Genomic DNA, 19,697 nt, shown 5'->3' with positions numbered 1-19,697 from the left:
CTTCCGTCTCGCGCCCGTCCGGGCTCCTGTCGGGATCAGGCGGCGTCGCCGACCGCGTGGTTCGCCAGGGCCTCCAGGGCCTTCACCATGGCGGAGTGGTCCCAGGCCGCGCCGCCCTGGGCCACGCAGGCCGAGAACAGCTGCTGCGCCAGCGCCGTGGCGGGCAGGCTGAGGCCGAGCGTCCGGGCGTTGTCCAGGGCGAGGTTCAGGTCCTTCTGGTGCAGGCCGATGCGGAAGCCGGGATCGAAGGTCCGCTCGATCATCCGCGCGCCGTGCAGCTCCAGGATCCGCGAGGTGGCCAGCCCGCCGGTGATCGCCTGCCGCACCTTGGCGGGATCGGCGCCGGCCTTCGAGGCGAAGAGCAGCCCCTCGGCCACCGCCTCGATGGTCAGGGCGACGATGATCTGGTTGGCGACCTTGGCGACCTGCCCCGAGCCGACCGGGCCGACATGCGTCACCGTCTTGCCCATCGCGGCGAACAGGGGCTCGGCGCGCGCGAAGGTCTCGGCCTCGCCGCCGACCATGATCGAGAGCGCGGCGTTCTTGGCCCCGACCTCGCCGCCGGAGACCGGCGCGTCGAGATAGGCGCCGCCCCGCTCGGCGATCCGGGCGGCGAAATCCTTGGTGGCCAGCGGCGCGATCGAGCTCATGTCGATCACGGTCTTGCCGGGCGACAGCCCCTCGGCGACGCCGCCCGCGCCGAACAGGACCTGCTCCACGTCCGGGGTGTCGGGCAGCATCAGGATGATCGTGTCTGCGCGCTCGGCCACCTCGGCGGCGGTGGCGCAGGCGGTGCCGCCCGCCGCGAGCAGGGCCTCGGGCACGCTGCGCCGGGACTTGAGGAACAGGCTGTGGCCCGCCGCGATCAGGTGTCCGGCCATGGGCGTGCCCATGATGCCGAGGCCGATGAATCCGATGTTCATGGGTACGATCCCGTTGCGGAGCTCAGGCGCGGAAGCGGGCGGCGAGCGCCTCGGAGCTGCGGGCGAGGAGCCCCATGTCGGAGCCCACCGCGGTGAAGCGGGTGCCGGCCGCGATGTAGCGGCGGGCCAGCTCCTCGCTCGGCGTGAGGATGCCGGCCTGCTTGCCGGCCCGGACGATCCGGGCGACCGCCGCCTCGATGGTGGCGACCACCTCCGGGTGGCCCTGCTGGCCGACATAGCCGAGGCTGGTGGAGAGGTCGCCGGGCCCGATGAACACGCCGTCCACGCCCTCCACCGCGGCGATCGCGTCCAGATTGTCGAGGGCGCGGCGGGACTCGACCTGCACCGCCACGAAGATCTCGGCCTCGCAGCGGGTGTGGTAGTCCTTGATCCGGCCGAACCGGGCGGCGCGGGGCGCCTGCGAGAAGCCGCGGATGCCGCGGGGCGCGTAGCGCGTCGCCGCGACCACGCGGGCGGCCTGCGCGGCGTCGTCGATGTTGGGGATCATCAGCGACTGGGCGCCGGCGTCGAGGATCCGCTTGATGGTGATCGGGTCGTCGCTCGGCACCCGCACCATCGGGTGCGTGTCGCCCTCCATCATCGCCTGGAGCTGGGCGTAGATGTCCCGGAGGTCGTTGGCCGAGTGCTCCATGTCGAGGAGCAGCCAGTCGAACCCGGCCCCGGCGACCACCTCGGTGGAGATGGGACTGGCGAGGCTGCACCACAGGCCGATCTGCTGGCGCCCCTCGGCGAGGGCCGCCTTGAAGCGGTTGGTGAGGTTGTCCATCACGATCCTCCCTGGGGGCGTCGCGGCGTCTGCGCGCCGTCCGCCCCATCACGCGCAGCCTTCCGCCGCGAGGTCAAAGCCAAACACTGGATCGATCGATGCGGATCGCGCATCGATCGACCGTGCGGGCTCACGCGGGCGGCATCTCGGCCACGATCGAGACCAGCTGGGCGATGAGAGGGTCGTCCGCGTCGCGCCGCCACGCGAGGAGCAGTTCCACCGGGCGCGGCGCCGGCAGGACGAGGGGGCGGAACACCACGCCCTCGAAGCGCAGGCGCTCGGCGGCGGCCGGCACCAGGGCGACGCCGAGCGCCGCCCGGACGAGGGCCAGGATCGAGTGGATCTGCGTGAGCTGCTGGACCGTCGGGGGCCGGATCTCGGCCTCGGCGAGCAGGCCGAGGACGAGGTCGTGGAAGTAGCGCGCCTCGTTGGGCGCGTAGCCGATGAGCGGCTCGCGCCCGAGATCGGCGGGGGTGAGCCCGTCGCGCAGGGCCAGGGGGTTCCCGGCCGGCAGGGCCACCACCAGGGGCTCGGCCAGCGCCCGGACGGCGATCAGGTCCGGGTGCGTCACGGGCGGGCGCACCAGCGCGGCGTCGATCCGGCCGGCGAGCAGCTCCTCGATCTGGTCCTTGCTGACCATCTCGCGCAGCGCGAGCGTCACGTCCGGCAGCGCCCGCCGGAACGCGGTGACGAGGCGCGGCAGGAAGTCGTAGGCCGAGGCCGCCGTGAAGCCGAACTTGAGGACGCCCGCGCGCCCCGCCGCGACCTGCCGGGTGACGTGGGTCGCGGTCTCGGCGAGCCGCAGGATGCGCTGCGCCTCGGGCAGGAAGCTGCGACCGGCGGCGGTCAGCCGGACCGTGCGGCTGGTGCGCTCCAGGAGCTGCACGTCGAGGACGCGCTCCAGGACCTGGATCTGCCGCGACAGCGGCGGCTGCGTCATGTTCAGCCGGGCGGCCGCACGCCCGAAATGCAGCTCCTCCGCCACGGCGGCGAAGCACCGGAGCTGGCTGAAGTCGAACATGAAGGCTCCCTCTCCCGGACCGCGGCGCAGTCGGGCGGGAGCATAAGGCCTTCGCGGCGGCCACGTTGAGATCGCCGCCCTCATCCAATTAGGTAAGGCGGCGGCCTCCGGGCCCGACCGGCCTACGGGGTCACCTCGTGCCCGGCATAGTCGATCCGGCCGTCCGGCCCCTTGGTCCACTCGTAGATGACGTAGTCGGGGCGGGTGAGGTCGCCCTTCCCGTCGTAGGCGATCGGGCCGACCACCGTGTCCACCGGCTTGCCCCGGTGCAGCCAGTCGGCGAGCGCCTTGCCGTCGCTGGAGCCGGTCTCGGCCATCGCCTTGGCCAGGACCTGCACGGCCGCGTAGGCGTAGAGCGTGTAGGCCTCGGGATCGATGCCCCGGGCGTTGAACGCCGCCACCACGCCCCTGGCGTTCGGGTTCTTGCGGGCGTCCGGCGCGAAGGTCATCAGGGTCCCGGCCGCGCCCGGGCCGGCGATCTGGACGAATTCCTTGTCGGGGATGGCGTCGCCGCTCATCATGCGGGCGGCGAGGCCCTGATCGCGCATCTGCCGGATGATCAGCCCGGCCTCGGTGTGCACGCCGCCGAAATAGACGACGTCGACGTTGGCGGACTTCATCTTGGAGACGAGCGCCGCGTAATCCTTCTCGCCCGGGTTGATGCCCTCGAACAGCACCTCCTTGCCGCCCCTGGCCCTGAAAGCCTTCAGCGTCTCGTCGGCCAGCCCCTTGCCGTAGGGGGTCTTGTCGTGGACGAAGGCGATCTTCCTGCCCGGGAAGTGCGCGGCCAGGTAGCTGCCCGCCACCGCGCCCTGCTGGTCGTCGCGGCTGCAGGTGCGGAACGTGTTCCACATGCCGCGCTCGGTGAACTTCACGCTCGTGGAGGCCGGCGTGACCTGGATGATGCCGGCGTCGAGATAGACGTCGGAGGCCGGGATCGTGACGCCGGAATTGTAGTCGCCGACGACCATCTTCACGCCATCGCTGGCGAACTTGTTGGCCACCGAGACGCCCTGCTTCGGGTCGGAGGCGTCGTCGCCGACCGTGACGGTCAGCGTCGTGCCCTTCAGCGTGCCGGCCCTGTTGATGTCCTCGACCGCCTGGCTCACGCCGTTCCGGATCTGGGCGCCGAAAGCCGCGTTCGGCCCGGTCATGGGCGCGGCGACGCCGATCTTCACCGGCGCGCCGCCCTCCTGACCTTGCGCCGCGGTCATGAACAGCAGCCCGGCCAGGCCGGCCATCAATAGTCGCGTCATCTTTCCCCCAAGATGTGGCCGGACAGATCGCCGACGAACGCTGAATTCGGATAGATCAACGCGAATCCCCGCGCGTCGTGTCGCAGATCACCCGGCGCGATCCTGTCGCTCACCTTCACCGGGGTCAAGGTTTGGGGGCGGGCCGAGACGGTCACCGGCGCGGGCGCGCGATCGGCCGGCGGGCCCTCACGGAGCCGTGCGGCGGCCCGAAGGCCCGACGGGTCGGGATGGCGCCGATGATGCATCGGGCCGGCGCATCCGCAGCAACCCGCCGTGACCGATGACCGCCTCCCGTCCCCGCCGCACCCCCAGCCCCGGCCGACCGGGCCCGCGTCCGGGACGCGGCTGATGGGGCCGCGCGCGGACGAGGATCGGGACAGGCATCGGGGCGAGGGTCGAGACGCGTCGGTGGACTGGGCCGAGCGCCGCCGGATCGCCGAGCAGGGACGGGGCGACCGGGCGTGGTCACTCTGGGGCCCCTATCTCAGCGAGCGGCAATGGGGGACCGTGCGGGAGGATTACAGCCCCTGCGGCAACGCCTGGGCCGCCCTGACGCACGAGGACGCCCGCTCGCGCGCCTATCGCTGGGGCGAGGACGGGCTGGCCGGGATCTGCGACGAGCGCGGCAACCTGTGCCTGGCCCTCGCCCTCTGGAACGGGCGCGACCGCATCCTCAAGGAGCGGCTGTTCGGCCTGACCAACCAGGAGGGCAACCACGGCGAGGACGTGAAGGAGGTCTACCACTACCTCGACGCGGTCCCGAGCCACGCCTACCTGAAGATGCTGTACCGCTACCCGCAGGCGGCTTTCCCCTACGCGGACCTCGTCGACGAGAACGGGCGGCGCGGGCGGGAGCAGCCCGAGTACGAGATCGAGGAGACGGGCGTCTTCGACGGGGACCGGTTCTTCGACGTCACCGTGGAGTACGCCAAGGCCGACGCCGACGACGTCCACGCGGTGATCACCGCGCTGAACCGGGGGCCCGAGCCCGCCGACCTCCACCTCGTCCCGCAGCTCTGGTTCCGCAACACGTGGTCGTGGGAGGCCGGGCAGGCGCGCCCGCGGATCGCCCGCGCGCCCGACGGGGGCGCCGTCTGCACGCACGAGCGGCTCGGGCCGTACCGGCTCGCCTTCGACGGGGCGCCGGACCTGCTATTCTGCGAGAACGACACCAACCTGCGGCGGCACGGCGGGCAGCCGGACGCCGCGGGGCCGTTCAAGGACGGTCTCCACGCGGCGATCGTCGACGGCGATCCCGCCTCGGTGCGCCGGGACGCGGGCACCAAGCTCGGCCTGCACTACGCGCTGCGGCTGGCGCCCGGGGAGACCGCCCGGATCCGCCTGAGGCTGTCGGCGGGCCTGCGCGCCCGGGCCGTCGACGACGGGTCCCTGGTCCGCCGCCGGGTGGCCGAGGCGGACGCGTTCTACGAGGAATTGCAGGACGGCATCGCGAGCGCGGATTCCCGCGCGATCTTCCGCCAGGCCGCCGCCGGCCTGATCTGGTCGAAGCAGCTCTACAGCTACGACGTGCGGCGCTGGCTGGAGGGCGACCCGCTCCAGCCGCCGCCGCCCCGGGGGCGCGCGGGCGGCCGCAACGGCCAGTGGCGCCACTTCGCGGCGGCCGACGTGCTGTCGATGCCCGACACCTGGGAATATCCCTGGTTCGCCGCCTGGGACCTCGCCTTCCACTGCCTGCCGCTCGCCCTGCTGGACCCGGACTTCGCCAAGAAGCAGCTCCTGCTGCTCACCCGCGAATGGTACATGCACCCGAACGGCCAGCTCCCGGCCTACGAGTGGGAGTTCGGCGACGCCAACCCGCCGGTCCACGCCTGGGCCGCCTACCGGGTGTTCGAGATCGACCGGGACCGGCGGGGCGGGCGCGGCGACCTCGCCTTCCTGGAAGGCGTGTTCCACAAGCTCCTGATCAACTTCTCTTGGTGGGTGAACCGCAAGGACGCGCAGGGCCGCAACGTGTTCCAGGGGGGCTTCCTGGGGCTCGACAATGTCGGCGTGTTCGATCGCTCGCGCCCGCCCCCGGGCTTCGGGGTGGTGCACCAGGCCGACGGCACCGCCTGGATGGCGATGTACGCGCTCACCATGATGCGCATCGCCCTGGAGCTCGCCCTCCACAACGACGTCTACGAGAGCACCGCCTCCAAGTTCTTCGAGCACTTCCTGCTGATCGCCGAGGCCATGACCGACATGGGCGGGTCGGGCGGGGACGGGCAGGGCTACGGCCTGTGGGACGAGACCGACGAATTCTACTACGACGAGGTCGACATCCCCGGCGGCGGGATGCTGCCGCTGCGGGTCCGCTCGATGGTCGGGCTGGTCCCGCTCTTCGCCGTCGAGGTGATCGAGCCCTCCGTGCTCCACCGGCTGCCGGACTTCGCCCGGCGCCTGAACTGGGTGCTGGAGAACCGGCCCCACCTCGCCCGCCTGGTCTCCCGCTGGACCGAGGGGGGCGTGAAGGACCGCAAGCTGCTGTCGCTGCTGCGCGGCCACCGGATGAAGGCGCTGCTGCGCCGCATGCTCGACGAGGCCGAGTTCCTCTCGCCCTACGGCGTGCGCTCCCTGTCGAAGGTGCACCGCGACGCGCCCTACGTGCTCAACGAGCTCGGCGCCTCCTTCACGGTCCGGTACGACCCGGCCGATTCCACCTCGAACATGTTCGGCGGCAACTCGAACTGGCGCGGCCCGGTCTGGATGCCGATGAACTTCCTCATCGTCGAGGCGCTGCGGCGCTTCCACACCTATTACGGCGACGACTTCCTAGTGGAGTACCCGACGGGCTCGGGCGCGATACTGACGCTCAGCGCCATCGCGGACGCCCTCGAGGACCGCCTGATCGCGCTGTTCGCCAAGGACGGGACCGGGCGCCGACCGGCCTTCGGGACCCGGCCGCCGATCGCCCCGGCGCCGGGTGCCGAGGAGGCGCTGCTGTTCCACGAGTTCTTCGACGGGGATACGGGGCGGGGCCTCGGCGCCGCGCACCAGACCGGCTGGACGGCCCTCATCATCAACCTGCTGCGCGACCGGGCACGCCCGCGATAGGCGCGCCCGGCCGGGAGCCGGCCGATCCGGTCAGCAGCTCAGCCGCCGACCTTCGCGACGCCCGAACACTTTGTAGTGGGCGGCGCCCGATTCCATCTGGCCGTTGGCCACGGCGCGGCGGACATCCGGGTTGCAGCGCAGGTACTCGCGCTCGTCGAACCCGTAATTGGCGCGGCCGCGGTAATCGTCCCGGTCGCGGTAGCCGCGATCCCGGTAATCGTAGTCGCCGCGGTCGCGGTAACCGCGCCCGCCGTAATCGTCGTAGTCGGGGCGCGGCTGCGCGGAGACCGGGCCGACCACGCCCAGAATGCCGAGGCTCACCGCGGCCGCTGCCAGAATCGCCTTCATCGTACCAATCCTCCCTTGTCGGTGGCCAGAAACGCGTCGGGGCGCGGATGGTTCGATCGCCTCGGACGTGGCACCCCCGGCCAGCCCGAGCCCAGCCCCGCGATGCGGGAAGCCCGCCTCGCGGCTCTGCCCCGGCCCGCGCCGGGGCGGACGCAGCCCCGGCGCGGATGCGCGTCACATGCGGCGCATCATCTCGCGACGCATCTCGCGGTGGCGCATCTCGCGGCGCATCTCCCGATGCATCATGTGGCGCTCCATCCGGTGGCGCATCATCCGGCGCTCCATGCGACGGCGCATCATGTGGCGCTCGACGGGATCCATCTGGACCGTCGAGACCATGCCGGCGGGCGCCGACACGCCCGTGCCGGGGCCGATCGGCGCGGCGGAGGCCGGGCTCGCGACGGCGGAGCCGAGGGCCGCCAGCAGGGCGGCGGCAATGATCGTTGAACGCACGTGAGGTTTCCTCTCTCGCCGCCCGGGAAGACGGGCGGGCGTTTCCAGGGGACTCGCGGCCGGATCCGCCCGCAATCCCGCCCAGGAAGGCTCGGGCCGCCCGGATGGTTCCCCGGACCGGGCCGCCCCGCCAGGAACGCGCCGGAGCGGTATCGCGACGGGCATCGCGTCGGGCCGGCGGCCGGGCCCCGTGGCCGCCCTGGGCTGGACCGGGCAGGGCACAGGTGATGCACGAACGCATCACCCGGCCGCAAAAGCGAACGGAACCAAGCCGCGGCACGACCGAAGATCAGAGCAACATCTCCGCCCACAATGACTCGAATACATCCTCAAAATACTCATTCTATGAAATCCGTGAGATCTATAAAATATCATTCTCGTCTCAACGATTGCATAATCAGTCAAATTTGAGGAAACATCTCGAAAATCCACGCTTCAGAATCGAGACATCATGACCTAATCATAAGAACGCATCATGCGAACCGCGCGAGATCAGCAGAAGCTCCGCTTCGGCATCCGAAGCCTTACCGGCGAAGAGACCTTGACGCTCATGCCTTCGACGACGCGCGGCGGGGGACACTACATGTACCGCATCTCGAGTTCCGGACTTCTCCTGTGCCTGCTGTCGCAGACCGCGATGGCGGCGGACCTCCCGCGGCGGGCCCTTCCGCCGGCGGCGACGGCCGTGCCGATCTTCTCCTGGACCGGAGCGCATGCCGGCCTGTTCGCCGGTTACGGGACCCTCGACCGGGCCACGCAGTTCGTCTGCACAGGTCCGGACGGGCAGCCCGGAGCCCGGAACTGCCCAGTCATTCCATCGAAGCGGGCCTCGGACGGGAGCTTCGTCGGCGGCGCCGAGGTCGGCTACGATTGGCAGGTGAATTCCGGCTTCGTCGCCGGCGCCGCCGCGGATTACCAATTCACCCGGCTGTGGGGCTACGATCGCCGCGAGGGCGCCTTTCCGGCCGCGGGCGGCGGCTTCTATCGCCGCAGCGTCGCCCATTCCGGCCAGAGGCTGGACGAACTCGCCACCCTGCGCGGCAGGATCGGCTTCGCCGTCGATCGCACCCTCGTCTACGCCACGGGCGGCCTCGCCGCGGGCACGGTCCGGACCGACAACAACCTGTCGTTGGCCGGTTTCCCGCTGTTCGACGGGCGCCAGGGCGCGGTGCGCCTGGGCTACGTGGCCGGCGCCGGCATCGAGCACGCCTTCAGCGAGCACCTCTCCGCCAAGGTCGAGGGTCTCTACTACGATCTCGGCTCCCGGGCGGTCCTCCCGGCTCCGTCGTACCCCGTGCTGACCGGCTACCACGCCGGCACGCGGGTCGCGACGGACGGCTTCCTGGCCCGCGTCGGCCTCAACTACCGGTTCGGAGCCGGGCTTCCCACCCTGGCCCCGATCGCGTCGGCAGGCCCGGCCACCTGGGATTTCGAGGGCGGCCTGCGCTACTTCTTCAGCTCCGGGACACCGCGCGAGAAGCTCGGCGACCCCGACGCGCCCGGCCAGCTCAATTCGCGCCTGACCTACAACAACACCCAGGCGCATGCCGGCGAGAGCTTCGCACGGCTCGAGCACAACCCCACCGGCCTGTTCGCCAAGGGCTTCCTCGGCTCGGGCGGCGTCACCGGCGGCCGCCTCGCCGACGAGGACTTCCCGCCCGCCCTGCGCCGCTATTCGAAGACGCTGTCGCCGATCAAGGACGGCGATATCGGCTACGGCGTGATCGATCTCGGCTACGACGTGCTGCGCCGGGACGGGTACAAGCTCGGCGGCTTCCTCGGCTACCAGTTCGCGTCCGAACTGTATAACGGCTATGGCTGCCGTCAGGTGGCGGGCGGGGCTCCCTGCGCCAGACCCTACCCGACCAGCATGAAGACGCTGGGCGAGAGCATGCAGTGGAACGCGCTGCGCGTCGGCGTGATCGGCGAAGCGCGGTTCGAGCGGGTCCGGCTGAGCCTGGAAGGCGCCTACCTGCCGGTCGTGAGCCTGAGCGGCGTCGACCGGCACTGGCTGCGGCCCGACATCAATCCGGGGCCGGAAGGCGGCCGCGGCGACGGCTACTTCCTGGAGGGGATCATCTCGTACGACCTGACGCCGTCCGTCAGCGTCGGCGTCGGCGGCCGCTACTGGCAGCTCCAGGCCGACAAGGCGCACACGACGGCCTTCCCGCTCTCGCCGCCCAGCCCGATGAAGTTCGAGACCGGTCGCTACGGCGGCTTCGCGCAGCTCTCCTACCGGCTGGCCGATTTCGGCTTCGGCGAGACAGGCGCTCCGGCGGCCCCGATCCGCAAGGACTGATCCAGCCGCCACGCCGCGCCCGAACGCGGGCACGGCAGGCCAGGGGACGGGCCGCGCCGGCCGTTCGATTCCGGTGCCTCGATATCCCGGTGCCTCGATCCCGGCATCGCCCCCCCCGGCCCGCGGCAGCGACGCCGCGGGGCCGCTCAGCTTGGCCGCGCGGCCGCGTGAACCGGCCGCGACCGGTCGTCGGCGTCCCCGGCAGGTCCGGCCCGGACGGGAGTTCCGGCCCGGACGGGAGCGCCGGCACGCTCGACGGAGGGCCGACGCGGCCGGACCGCTCCCCCACGCAGCACGCGCCCCGCGCGCCCGCACCCCCTCACGGCCGCGGCCGGGCCGGGTTCCCCACCACGGTGGCGCCGGCCGGGACGTCGCGCGTCACCACGCTGCCCGCCCCGACGATCGCGTCGTCGCCGATCGTGACCCCGGGGAGGATGATCGCGCCGCTGCCGATCCAGACATTGGCGCCGATCACCACCGGGCGGGCGAATTCCAGCATCTGCCGGCGCTGGGCCGGGTCGCGCGGATGATCGGGGGTCAGGATCTGCACGGCCGTGCCGATCTGCGTCAGGTCGCCGATCGTGACCGACATCACGTCGAGGATGCTGCACCCGAAGTTCAGGAACACGCCGCGGCCCAGGCTGATGTTGTAGCCGTAGTCGCAGTGGAACGGCGGCCGGATGTTGCAGCCCGGGCCGACCCGCGCGAAGGCCTCCTCCAGGAGCGCCTGCCGCTCGGGCTGGCTCCGCGTCTGCGCGGCGTTATACCGGTCCATCCATTCCGAGATGCGCCGGTTGTCGGCGGCCAGTTCCGGGTCGTCGGCGCAGTACAGCTCGCCCGCCAGCATCCTCTGCTTCTGGGTCTTCACGATCTCTGTGTTCATGGTGGGGACCTCCCTCCGGCCGCGTCGGACCCTAGCTATGCGTACAGATGTACATATCAAGGCCGCGCGCGTCACGGCCCGGCTGCCCTGAACCGGATCCGAGGAGGTCCCCTTGCCCGCCGCCCAGCGCCGTTTCGACCCGGATCGCCGGGCGCGCATCATCCGGGCGACCCTCGACGTCGTCGCCGAGCACGGCGTCGCCGGCACGACCCACCGCCGGGTCGCGGCGGCGGCCGACGTGCCGCTGGGCTCCATGACCTACCATTTCGACAGCCTCGACGCGCTTCTGACCGAGGCGTTCACCGGGCTCGCCGACACGGTCTCGGCGCGGTTCGCCGACCGGCTCGCCGCGGCCGCGACCGTCGATGAGGCCTGCGAGGCCGTGGTCGACCTGATCGTGAGCGACCTCTGGGCGAGCCCGCGCACGATGCTGCTGAGCTACGAACTCTACGCCTTCGCGGCCCGGAACCCGCCGCTGCGCCGGGTCATGCAGGACTGGATGGCCAAGAGCCGGGCCGCCCTGGAACGGCACTTCGCGCCGGAGACCGCCAAGGCCCTCGACGCCGTGATCGAGGGCCTGACGATCCACCGCTCGGTCGACCCGCAGCCGGCGGATCGGGCGCAGGTGCGGGCGATCGTGGAGCGGCTGGTGCGGTAGGGTCGCACCCGTCCCCGCACCCGTCCCCGCACCGGGCCGGGGACGCCGCGCGCCGGCCCCTCAAGCGATCGTGATCGCCGGCCGGACAGGTGCCGAATGCCGCACGGTGCCGGCAAGGAATCAGCAACCGTCGCGCGAGCAGGTTCGCCCCGATGCGTGCCGAGGGCGCGCCCGGGCGCGGTCCGCGCCGGTGGTGGGGAACCCTGGGGCCGATGCAGATTGACGCGACCCGCCCGGCCGCGCCGCCGGATCCCGCTCTGCGCCGGGCCGCGGGCGAGCCTGCACCCTGGGACGGGGGCCCCGGCTTCGGGCAGTGGCGTCTCGATCCGCGGACCCGCCGGGTGACCCGATCGGCGAGTCTCGCGCGGCTGCTCGGGACGCCCGGCGCGTGCGACCTGCCGCTCGCCGAGCACGTCGCGTGCTATCATCCGGACGACCGCGCCGCCCTGGTCGCGCGGCTCGAGGGGATCCTGGAAGGAAGCCGGCCGGCAATCCCCTACCAGGCGCGGGCCCGCATCGTCCGCCCGGACGGGACCGTGCTGGACGCGATCATCCAGGGGCTGCCCGAGTTCGGGCCCGAGGGCGCGCTCGTCGCCCTGCACGGCCTCATCCTCGACGTGACTGACCTCGTCCGGTCGGAGCGGCGGGCGCGCGAGACCGACATGATCCTGCGCGGCACGCTGGACAGCTTGGACCAGGGCCTCGTCGTCCTCGACGCCGACCAGCGGGTGCGCGCGTTCAACCGGAGCGCCGCGGACCTGCTCGACCTGCCGGACGACGTCCTGCGGGCGGGCGTCGCCCTCCCGGACATCCGCGCCTACCAGCGGGCCCGCGGCGACTGCGCGGCGGCCGGGTCCGATCCGGGCCTCGGAACGGGCGCGCGCGCCGGGCTGCCGCCGCTGTTCGACTGGCGCCTGCCCGGCGGCCCGATCCTGGAGGTCCGGTGCGCGGCCCTGCCGGACGGCGGCACGGTCCTGACCTTCGGCGACGTGACCCAGAACCGGATCGCCGAGCGGGACCTGGAGGAGAGCGAGCGCCGCTACCGGCTGCTGGCCGAGAACGCCACCGACATCATCATCTGGTCCGACCTGACCGCCCGCCGCCGCTACGTCTCGCCGGCGGTGCGCGCCGTCCTGGGCTACGATCCGCAGGAGCTGATCGGCACCCATCCCCTCGACTTCGTCCATCCCGACGAGGTCGGCGCGTACCGCCGCGTCCTCGACGACCTCACCGGCGGCCGCGCGTCCCGCGCCCTGACCTCCCAGCGCTACCGGCACCGGGACGGGCACTGGGTCTGGGTGGAGATCTCGTTCAGCCTGACCCACGATCGGGCGACCGGCGCCCCGGACGGCTACGTGGCGACCCTGCGCGACGTGAGCGCCCGCAAGGCCGCGGAGGACGCCCTGCGGTTGAGCAAGGCCCGCTACCGCGCCCTGGCCGACGCGCTGCCGCAGCTCGTCTGGATCGCCAGCACGGAGACCGGCGACGCCTCCTACGTCAACCGGCGCTTCGAGGATTACTACGGCCCGATCGGCCCGACGCGCGCCGCCCGGATCGCCCGGACGCATCCCGACGACACGGAGCGGATGGAGCGGCTGTGGTCGGAGGCGCCCGCCCGCCGCGCGCCCTACGAGGTCGAGGGCCGCCTGCAGCGGCACGACGGCGCCTACCGCTGGCACAAGATCGTGCTCCTGCCGATCTGGCAGGGCGAGAGCATGGTGGGCATGCTCGGCACCGCCCTCGACATCGACGAGATCGTCACCGCCCGGCGCGCCGTGGAGGACGCCAGCAGCCTGCTGCACCTCGCCCAGCAGGCCGCCCATGCCGGGACGTGGCACCTCGACCTCGACAGCGGCCGGATCGAGTGGTCCCCCGAGAGCGCGCGGCTCCACGGCATCGAGACCGACCGGAACCACGCCCTCGACACCCGGGACTGGCTCGCCCTGATCGACCGCGCCGACGGCGAGCGGGCGCTGCGGATCGCGGCCGCGGCCGCGGCCGCCGGGCAGACCTTCTCGATCGAGTTCCGGGTCCCCACCGCGGACGGCGGCGTGCGCTGGATCAACGGCGTCGGGCGCGGCGCGCCCGGGCAGGCGCGGCGGATGATCGGCCTCAACATCGACGTCACCGCCCGCAAGGCCGCCGAGGCGGCGCTCCTCGCCGCCAAGGCGGCGGCCGACGCCGCGCGCCTGGAGGCGGAGCGGGCGAGCGCGGCCAAGAGCGAGTTCCTCGCCGCCATGAGCCACGAGATCCGCACGCCGCTCAACGGGGTGATCGGCTACGCCGACCTGCTCCTCGACGGGACGGATCTCGGACCGTCGGCGCGCCGGAACGCCGACCGCATCCGCACCGCCGGGGCCGCGCTCCTGACCGTGGTCAACGACGTCCTCGACTTCTCGAAGGTCGAGGCCGGGCAGATCGAGATCGTGCCCCGGCCCTTCGCCCTGGAGGCGCTGATCGACAACGCGGTGTCGATCGTGCGCCCCTCCGCGGAGCGCAAGGGGCTCGCCCTCACGCTCGCCCAAGGCCCGGGCCTGCCCGACTGGGTCGAGGGCGACGAGGACCGCCTCCGGCAGATCCTGCTCAACCTGCTCAACAACGCCGTGAAGTTCACCGCGTCGGGCGGCATCGACCTTTCGGTCCGGGTCAGCCCGGACGCGATCGGCGGGACGCGGCTGCGCTTCGCGGTCCGCGACACCGGCATCGGGATCCCGACCGACAAGTGCGACCGCCTGTTCCGGCGCTTCTCGCAGGTCGACGGCTCGATCAGCCGCGAGTACGGCGGCACCGGGCTGGGGCTCGCCATCTCGAAATCCCTCGTCACGCTGATGGGCGGGACGATCGGCGTCGCGAGCACGGTCGGGCACGGCTCGACCTTCTGGTTCGAGGCCGACCTGCCCGCCGCCGTCCCGCCGGCCCGCGCGACCGCGCCGGCCTCGGCGATCGCCCGCGCGACCGGCCGCCGCCTGCTCCTGGCCGAGGACGTGCCGCTCAACCAGGACCTCGCCCGGATGATCCTGGAGCGCGCCGGGCACGCGGTGGACGTGGTGGCCGACGGGGTCGCCGCGGTGGCGGCCGTCCAGGCGCGGTCCTACGACGTCGTCCTGATGGACGTGCAGATGCCCGTGATGGACGGCATCGCGGCGACCCGGCGGATCCGCGCCCTGGGCGGCGCCGCCGGCCGCCTGCCGATCCTCGCGATGACGGCGAACGTCCTGCCGCAGCAGGTGGCCGAGCTGCGCGCCGCCGGGCTCGACGACCATATCGGCAAGCCGTTCCGCGCGGACGCGCTGCTCGCCGCGATCGACCGATGGGCGGCCCCTCGCGCCGAGCCGCCGCACCGCGCGGGGACGATCGACCGGGCCACCCTGGATGAGATGACCGCGATGGTCGGCCAGGCGCGCATGGGCGACCTCCTGGCGATGCTGGCGAAGGAGCTCGCCGAGCGGTTCGGGCCGGCGGCGACCGACGGCGACCGGACGCGGCTGATGGGGGACGCGCACGCCATGGTGTCGGCGGCCAGCATGATCGGCTTCCTGGATCTGGCCGCGACCTGCCGGGCCTTCGAGACGGCCTGCCGCGCGGGCGAGGACGTCACCGCGCTGCTGGCCGCGCTCCGGGCCCAGGCGGCCGCCACGATCGACGAGATCGCGGTGCTGCGCGCGGCCTGAGCGGGGGCGCCGCCGGAGCCGGCCCGCGGGTTTTGCACGCCCAAATTCTCGTCTCCCAGGCACGCGGCGGCGAGGAACGATCTTCCAGCCGGCGGTCCCGCGGCGGCGGCGCGCCCGCCGGGCCGCGACTCCGGGACGACGATGGCGGGCGCCTCCGGCGAGGGCGGTTCGGAGAACGGCACCGGGTATCGCGCGCGTCCGGGGAGATGGATATTCCGGCGCGCGCGGTCCGCGCACCGCCGCGGGCGGCTGCCCGGGACCCGCGCACCGCCGCGGGGGCCGCGGCGCGAGGCGGATCCCGGGCGCGACCCGGGCAGGGCGCGGGCCCTTGCCTTCGTGGCCGAGCTCGGTCGACCCTGCGCCCGGCCGCCCGAGTCGCTCCCGCGCCGGGCCGGCCGGAATGGGGGACATCTCATGACATCTGCCGGTCCGCACCGCCGCGCCGTCGCGCTGGCCGCCCTGGCCGCCCTGGTTCTCGGCGCGCCGTTCCCCGGCACCGCCCGCGCGGCCGACCGGGAGGTCACCTTCGCCCACCAGGACATGGTGGTGCCGTTCCGCGCCCTGATGGCCTCCGGGGCGATCGAGAAGGCGACCGGCTACACGATCCACTGGCGCAAGTTCGGCGGCGGCGGCGACGTGATCCGCGCCATGGCCTCGGGCAGCGTCCAGATCGGCGAGGCGGGGTCGAGCCCGATCGCGGCGGCCGCCTCGCAGGGGCTCGACATCCAGCTGTTCTGGATCCTCGACGAGATCGCCGACGCCGAGCAGCTCGTGGCCCGCGCCGGCAGCGGCGTGACGGGCGTGGCCGACCTGCGCGGCAAGACGGTCGCGGTGCCGTTCGTGTCGACCGCGCATTACCAGCTGATCGCCGCCCTGGCGGAGGCCGGACTGACGCAGGCCGACGTCCGGATCCTCAACATGCGGCCGCCCGAGATCGCCGCCGCCTGGGAGCGGGGCGACATCGACGCGACCTTCATCTGGGACCCGGTGCTCGCCCGGGTGAAGAAGTCCGGCACCGTGGTGGTCTCGGCCGGCGACCTCGCCCGCCGGGGCAAGGCGACCTTCGACGGCCTCGTGGTCGACCGGGCCTGGGCGGCGCGGAACCGGGACTTCCTGGTGACGCTCGTCCGGCTGATCGCCGCCCAGGACGCGGCCTACGCCGCCAGGCCCTGGGGCGCCGACGCGCCGGAGGTGGCGGCGGTGGCCCGGATCAGCGGCTCGGCGCTCGCCGAGGTGCCCGCGAGCCTCGCGGCCTACCGGTTCCCGACCCTGGAGGCGCAGGCCTCCCCGGCCTGGCTCGGGGGCGCCGCCGCCAAGGCCCTCACCGAGACCGCCGCCTTCCTGAAGGCGCAGGGGCGCGTGCAGGCGCTGGCGCCCGACTACGCCCGGTTCGTCACGACGGAGGTCGTGGACGCGGCCCGGAAATAGCCTGTCCCCGGACCGGAGGGCCCATGATCGAGATCCGCAACCTGAGCGTCCGCTACGGGCAGGGCGCCGACGCGGTCGCCGCGCTGTCGGGGATCGACCTGACCATCGGTCCCGGGGAGTTCGTGGTGGCGCTCGGCGCCTCGGGCTGCGGCAAGACCACCCTGCTCTCGGCGATCGCGGGATTCCTGGCGCCCACCGAGGGCCGCATCCTCCTCGACGGCGCGCCGGTCCGGGGTCCGGGGGCCGAGCGGGGCGTGGTGTTCCAGCGCCACGCCCTGATGCCCTGGCTGGACGTCGCCGAGAACGTGGCCTTCGGACCGAAGATGCGGGGCGTGCCCCGGGCGGAGCGGCGGCGGATCGCCCTGGCGACGCTCGACCTCGTCGGCCTGCCCGACTGCGCCGACCGGAAGGTCTACGAGCTCTCGGGCGGGATGCAGCAGCGGGTCGGCCTCGCCCGGGCGCTCGCCGGAGACCCGCGCGCCCTGCTGATGGACGAGCCGCTCGGCGCGCTGGACGCCTTCACCCGCGAGCAGATCCAGGAGCTGATCCTCCGGATCTGGCACCGGACCGGCAAGATGGCCTTCTTCATCACCCACGACGTCGAGGAAGCGGTGTTCCTCGCCACCCGGCTGGTGATCATGAGCCCGCGGCCCGGCCGCATCGTCGAGACGCTGGACCTGCCCTTCTCCCGGGCGTTCGTCGAGGGCCGCGACGCGCGGGCCGTGAAGTCGGACCCCGCCTTCATCGCCGTGCGCGAGCGCGTGCTCGCGCGCATCCGCGGCGGCGCCGGCGCGGCGTCCGAGGCCGTCCGATGAGCGGTCTGCCCCGCGCCGCGCCGGACGCGGTCCCGGACGTGATCCCGGACGTGATCCCGGACACGGCCCCGGCCTCGGCTCCGGCGACGGCCCCGCTGGCGCGCACCGGAATCCGCCGCCGCCGCGGGATCCTGGTGCCGGCGGTCAGCGCCGCCACGGTGCTGGCAGCCCTCGGCCTCTGGCTGGTCGCCACCCGTGCCGGCTGGGTGAAGCCGCTGTTCCTGCCGCCGCCGGAGGCGGTCCTGGCGGCCTTCGGTCAGGCCTGGCGCGGGGAGATCGACGGCGCCCCGCTCGGGCTCCACGTCGGCGACAGCCTCCTGCGCGTCCTCGGCGCCTTCGCGCTCGCCGCCCTGGTGGGCATCCCGGCCGGGCTCGCCATGGGCACGAGCCGGATCGCCCGGGGCATCCTCGACCCGCCGATCGAGTTCTACCGGCCGCTGCCGCCGCTCGCCTACCTGCCCCTGATGATCATCTGGTTCGGGATCGGCGAGCTGTCGAAGGTGCTGCTGATCTTCCTCGCCTGCCTCGCCCCGGTGGCGCTCGCCGCGCGGGCGGGGGTGCGCTCCGCCTCGGTCGACCAGATCAACGCCGCGCGCGCCCTCGGGGCGAGCCGCTGGCAGGTCCTGCGCCACGTGGTCTTCCCGGCGGCGCTGCCGGAGATCCTGATCGGCCTGCGGATCGGCATGGGCGTGGGCTGGACCACCCTGGTGGCCGCCGAGATGGTGGCGGCCCAGGCCGGGCTCGGCCAGCTCGTCCTCAACGCCTCCAATTTCCTGCGCACCGACGTGGTGGTGATGGGCATCCTGCTGATCGGCCTGTTCGCGGGCCTGTTCGAGCTCGGGATGCGGGGCCTGGAGCGCGTCCTGGTGCCCTGGAAGGGCCGACACTAGCGCCGCCGCAGCACCCGCTTGAGCCGGCTGCCCGCGTGCGGATCGACGTAGTGCAGCAGGGCCGTGGCCCGGATCGCGTCGGACGCGCAGGGCTCGTTCGTGTGCAGCGAGCGGTAGCCCCAGAAGAAGTACAGGCTTCCCGGCTTCAGCGGCAGGCGGATCACGCGGTCGCTGCCGCGGTCGTAGGCGCGGGTCAGGAGCTTCTGCGCGAGCGGATTGTCGACCAGCGCCTTATCGACGAGGTTGCGGAGGTAGCTCCGACGCAGTGCGCGGGTGTTCGGGTGGATGATCAGGCGCCCTGGAGTACCGTGGTCCGGCATCGTGACGGGGACGAGGGCCGTGAGCACGTACGAGTCGAAGTGGAAGCGCATCGAGTGCGTCCTGGCGCCATGTCCCGCCAGACAGCGCAGGATCTGGTAGTAGCCGACATCCGGCGCGGACCGTCCCACGGCGCTCTCGTAGATGCCGCGGCACAGGGCGTTGAAGGTCGGGTCGTCCGGCAGGGCGGCCAGGAACGTGCCGCCGAGATCCTTCGTCCCGGTGAAACCCGCGTACTCACCGCCCTTCGCGGCGACCGCCCGCGCGACGAAAGCCTGCGCGACGCGCAGGTCCTCCGGGCTCACGTAATCCTCGAGAACCGCGTAGCCCTGTGACGTGATCTGCTGCGCGATCGCCCCCGCCACGGCGCCGGAGGGGACCTTGAACATGTAGCTCATGGGACCGAACCTTGCCGACCCGAGCCAGACGACACCTGAGAGCCGGTTCGAACGCCATCAGGCGCATCATCTGAGCCGATAGAGTCGGATTCGTCAATCATTCATCTGGATAAATAGCTGCACAAGATGGCGTAAGTTGCGCCATTACTGCACAGGCCGCCGGGACGAAGGGGGCTATGGGTTCACGGCGCGGCGGCGGATGGGTCCGCGCGGAGACCCTGCGGATCGGAGGAACGGGCCGGCCCGCGCGCGGCTCTGCATCCACGTCCGCGTCCCGACAAGATGTGGGGCCCACCAGGCAGCGGACGTGGAGGTCGGCAGAACCAACCCGTCCTTGATCGCGTCGGCCCGCTCGCCGGTCGCCCTCATTTGATGCGCTCGCTGCGCTGACGGACCGCGTCCAGCGCCCGCGCGGACGCGCAGGGCGCGCACGATCCGGCCCGGACCGGGACGTCCCGGGCCCCTCGGCCTGCATGCGGGGCTTGGACGCGGGGC

The 19,697-nt window shown here is 72.8% G+C and carries 15 protein-coding genes; 7 read left to right on the top strand and 8 right to left on the bottom strand.

Going from position 1 to position 19,697, the window contains the following annotated elements:
* Positions 1 to 35: 35 nt before the first annotated feature.
* The 4 genes from ACQKQD_RS21695 to ACQKQD_RS21680 form a co-directional block, all read right to left on the bottom strand.
* On the bottom strand, positions 36 to 923 hold the full coding sequence (locus tag ACQKQD_RS21695) for a 2-hydroxy-3-oxopropionate reductase (RefSeq protein WP_056523355.1): 888 nt from the start codon (positions 921 to 923) through the stop codon (positions 36 to 38).
* A gap of 22 nt (positions 924 to 945) precedes the next feature.
* Positions 946 to 1,710, bottom strand: coding sequence for an HpcH/HpaI aldolase family protein (locus ACQKQD_RS21690; RefSeq protein WP_056523353.1), 765 nt, complete (start codon positions 1,708 to 1,710; stop codon positions 946 to 948).
* A gap of 130 nt (positions 1,711 to 1,840) precedes the next feature.
* Entirely contained in the window at positions 1,841 to 2,731 is an 891-nt protein-coding gene (locus ACQKQD_RS21685) for a LysR family transcriptional regulator (RefSeq protein ID WP_132367608.1), read from the bottom strand.
* A gap of 122 nt (positions 2,732 to 2,853) precedes the next feature.
* Positions 2,854 to 3,987, bottom strand: a complete 1,134-nt coding sequence (locus tag ACQKQD_RS21680) for a branched-chain amino acid ABC transporter substrate-binding protein (RefSeq protein ID WP_427509522.1) — start codon at positions 3,985 to 3,987, stop codon at positions 2,854 to 2,856.
* A gap of 348 nt (positions 3,988 to 4,335) precedes the next feature.
* Between ACQKQD_RS21680 and ACQKQD_RS21675 the strand changes: the two genes are divergently transcribed.
* Positions 4,336 to 7,041: an MGH1-like glycoside hydrolase domain-containing protein gene (locus ACQKQD_RS21675; RefSeq protein WP_427509521.1), complete on the top strand. Its 2,706-nt coding sequence runs from the start codon at positions 4,336 to 4,338 to the stop codon at positions 7,039 to 7,041.
* Between the two features lie 30 nt (positions 7,042 to 7,071).
* Here ACQKQD_RS21675 and ACQKQD_RS21670 read toward each other — a convergent pair whose 3' ends face one another.
* Positions 7,072 to 7,389: a hypothetical protein gene (locus tag ACQKQD_RS21670; protein WP_020093199.1), complete on the bottom strand. Its 318-nt coding sequence runs from the start codon at positions 7,387 to 7,389 to the stop codon at positions 7,072 to 7,074.
* Between the two features lie 174 nt (positions 7,390 to 7,563).
* A complete protein-coding gene (locus ACQKQD_RS21665) occupies positions 7,564 to 7,842 on the bottom strand; it encodes a hypothetical protein (protein WP_427509520.1) in 279 nt (92 codons plus the stop codon).
* 550 nt (positions 7,843 to 8,392) lie between these two features.
* Here ACQKQD_RS21665 and ACQKQD_RS21660 point away from each other — a divergent pair.
* The gene (locus ACQKQD_RS21660) at positions 8,393 to 10,141 is read left to right on the top strand and encodes an outer membrane beta-barrel protein (protein WP_427509519.1); all 1,749 of its coding nucleotides are present in this window, start codon (positions 8,393 to 8,395) and stop codon (positions 10,139 to 10,141) included.
* Positions 10,142 to 10,460: 319 nt separating this feature from the next.
* Here the strand turns inward: ACQKQD_RS21660 and ACQKQD_RS21655 are convergent, their stop codons facing one another.
* A complete protein-coding gene (locus ACQKQD_RS21655; protein ID WP_056523342.1) occupies positions 10,461 to 11,024 on the bottom strand; it encodes a sugar O-acetyltransferase in 564 nt (187 codons plus the stop codon).
* Between the two features lie 112 nt (positions 11,025 to 11,136).
* On the opposite strand from ACQKQD_RS21655, the gene ACQKQD_RS21650 reads away from it, so the two are divergent.
* The 5 genes from ACQKQD_RS21650 to ACQKQD_RS21630 all read left to right on the top strand — a co-directional run bounded on the left by ACQKQD_RS21650 (position 11,137) and on the right by ACQKQD_RS21630 (position 18,486).
* The gene (locus tag ACQKQD_RS21650; protein ID WP_056523340.1) at positions 11,137 to 11,682 is read left to right on the top strand and encodes a TetR/AcrR family transcriptional regulator; all 546 of its coding nucleotides are present in this window, start codon (positions 11,137 to 11,139) and stop codon (positions 11,680 to 11,682) included.
* A gap of 212 nt (positions 11,683 to 11,894) precedes the next feature.
* Positions 11,895 to 15,353, top strand: coding sequence for a PAS domain S-box protein (locus tag ACQKQD_RS21645; RefSeq protein WP_427509518.1), 3,459 nt, complete (start codon positions 11,895 to 11,897; stop codon positions 15,351 to 15,353).
* A 414-nt stretch (positions 15,354 to 15,767) separates the two neighbouring features.
* The gene (tauA, locus tag ACQKQD_RS21640; RefSeq protein WP_427509517.1) at positions 15,768 to 16,781 is read left to right on the top strand and encodes a taurine ABC transporter substrate-binding protein; all 1,014 of its coding nucleotides are present in this window, start codon (positions 15,768 to 15,770) and stop codon (positions 16,779 to 16,781) included.
* 23 nt (positions 16,782 to 16,804) lie between these two features.
* The gene (locus ACQKQD_RS21635; RefSeq protein WP_091926361.1) at positions 16,805 to 17,596 is read left to right on the top strand and encodes a taurine ABC transporter ATP-binding protein; all 792 of its coding nucleotides are present in this window, start codon (positions 16,805 to 16,807) and stop codon (positions 17,594 to 17,596) included.
* Positions 17,593 to 18,486: an ABC transporter permease subunit gene (locus ACQKQD_RS21630; RefSeq protein WP_427509516.1), complete on the top strand. Its 894-nt coding sequence runs from the start codon at positions 17,593 to 17,595 to the stop codon at positions 18,484 to 18,486. The genes ACQKQD_RS21635 and ACQKQD_RS21630 overlap by 4 nt, the downstream gene beginning before the upstream one ends.
* Here the strand turns inward: ACQKQD_RS21630 and ACQKQD_RS21625 are convergent.
* Positions 18,483 to 19,202: a hypothetical protein gene (locus ACQKQD_RS21625; RefSeq protein WP_427509515.1), complete on the bottom strand. Its 720-nt coding sequence runs from the start codon at positions 19,200 to 19,202 to the stop codon at positions 18,483 to 18,485. The genes ACQKQD_RS21630 and ACQKQD_RS21625 overlap by 4 nt on opposite strands.
* Between the last annotated feature and the right edge of the window lie 495 nt (positions 19,203 to 19,697).

It is taken from the genome of Methylobacterium sp. NPDC080182 (assembly GCF_050281105.1).
Lineage (GTDB): Bacteria > Pseudomonadota > Alphaproteobacteria > Rhizobiales > Beijerinckiaceae > Methylobacterium.
This window is presented reverse-complemented; position numbering and strand designations above follow the sequence as displayed.

Coding starts and splice junctions, on each gene's coding strand:
- ACQKQD_RS21695 (WP_056523355.1), bottom strand. CDS start 923: ATGAACATCGGATTCATCGGCCTCGGCATCATGGGCACGCCCATGGCC.
- ACQKQD_RS21690 (WP_056523353.1), bottom strand. CDS start 1,710: ATGGACAACCTCACCAACCGCTTCAAGGCGGCCCTCGCCGAGGGGCGC.
- ACQKQD_RS21685 (WP_132367608.1), bottom strand. CDS start 2,731: ATGTTCGACTTCAGCCAGCTCCGGTGCTTCGCCGCCGTGGCGGAGGAG.
- ACQKQD_RS21680 (WP_427509522.1), bottom strand. CDS start 3,987: ATGACGCGACTATTGATGGCCGGCCTGGCCGGGCTGCTGTTCATGACC.
- ACQKQD_RS21675 (WP_427509521.1), top strand. CDS start 4,336: ATGGGGCCGCGCGCGGACGAGGATCGGGACAGGCATCGGGGCGAGGGT.
- ACQKQD_RS21670 (WP_020093199.1), bottom strand. CDS start 7,389: ATGAAGGCGATTCTGGCAGCGGCCGCGGTGAGCCTCGGCATTCTGGGC.
- ACQKQD_RS21660 (WP_427509519.1), top strand. CDS start 8,393: ATGCCTTCGACGACGCGCGGCGGGGGACACTACATGTACCGCATCTCG.
- ACQKQD_RS21655 (WP_056523342.1), bottom strand. CDS start 11,024: ATGAACACAGAGATCGTGAAGACCCAGAAGCAGAGGATGCTGGCGGGC.
- ACQKQD_RS21645 (WP_427509518.1), top strand. CDS start 11,895: ATGCAGATTGACGCGACCCGCCCGGCCGCGCCGCCGGATCCCGCTCTG.
- tauA (WP_427509517.1), top strand. CDS start 15,768: ATGACATCTGCCGGTCCGCACCGCCGCGCCGTCGCGCTGGCCGCCCTG.
- ACQKQD_RS21635 (WP_091926361.1), top strand. CDS start 16,805: ATGATCGAGATCCGCAACCTGAGCGTCCGCTACGGGCAGGGCGCCGAC.
- ACQKQD_RS21630 (WP_427509516.1), top strand. CDS start 17,593: ATGAGCGGTCTGCCCCGCGCCGCGCCGGACGCGGTCCCGGACGTGATC.
- ACQKQD_RS21625 (WP_427509515.1), bottom strand. CDS start 19,202: ATGAGCTACATGTTCAAGGTCCCCTCCGGCGCCGTGGCGGGGGCGATC.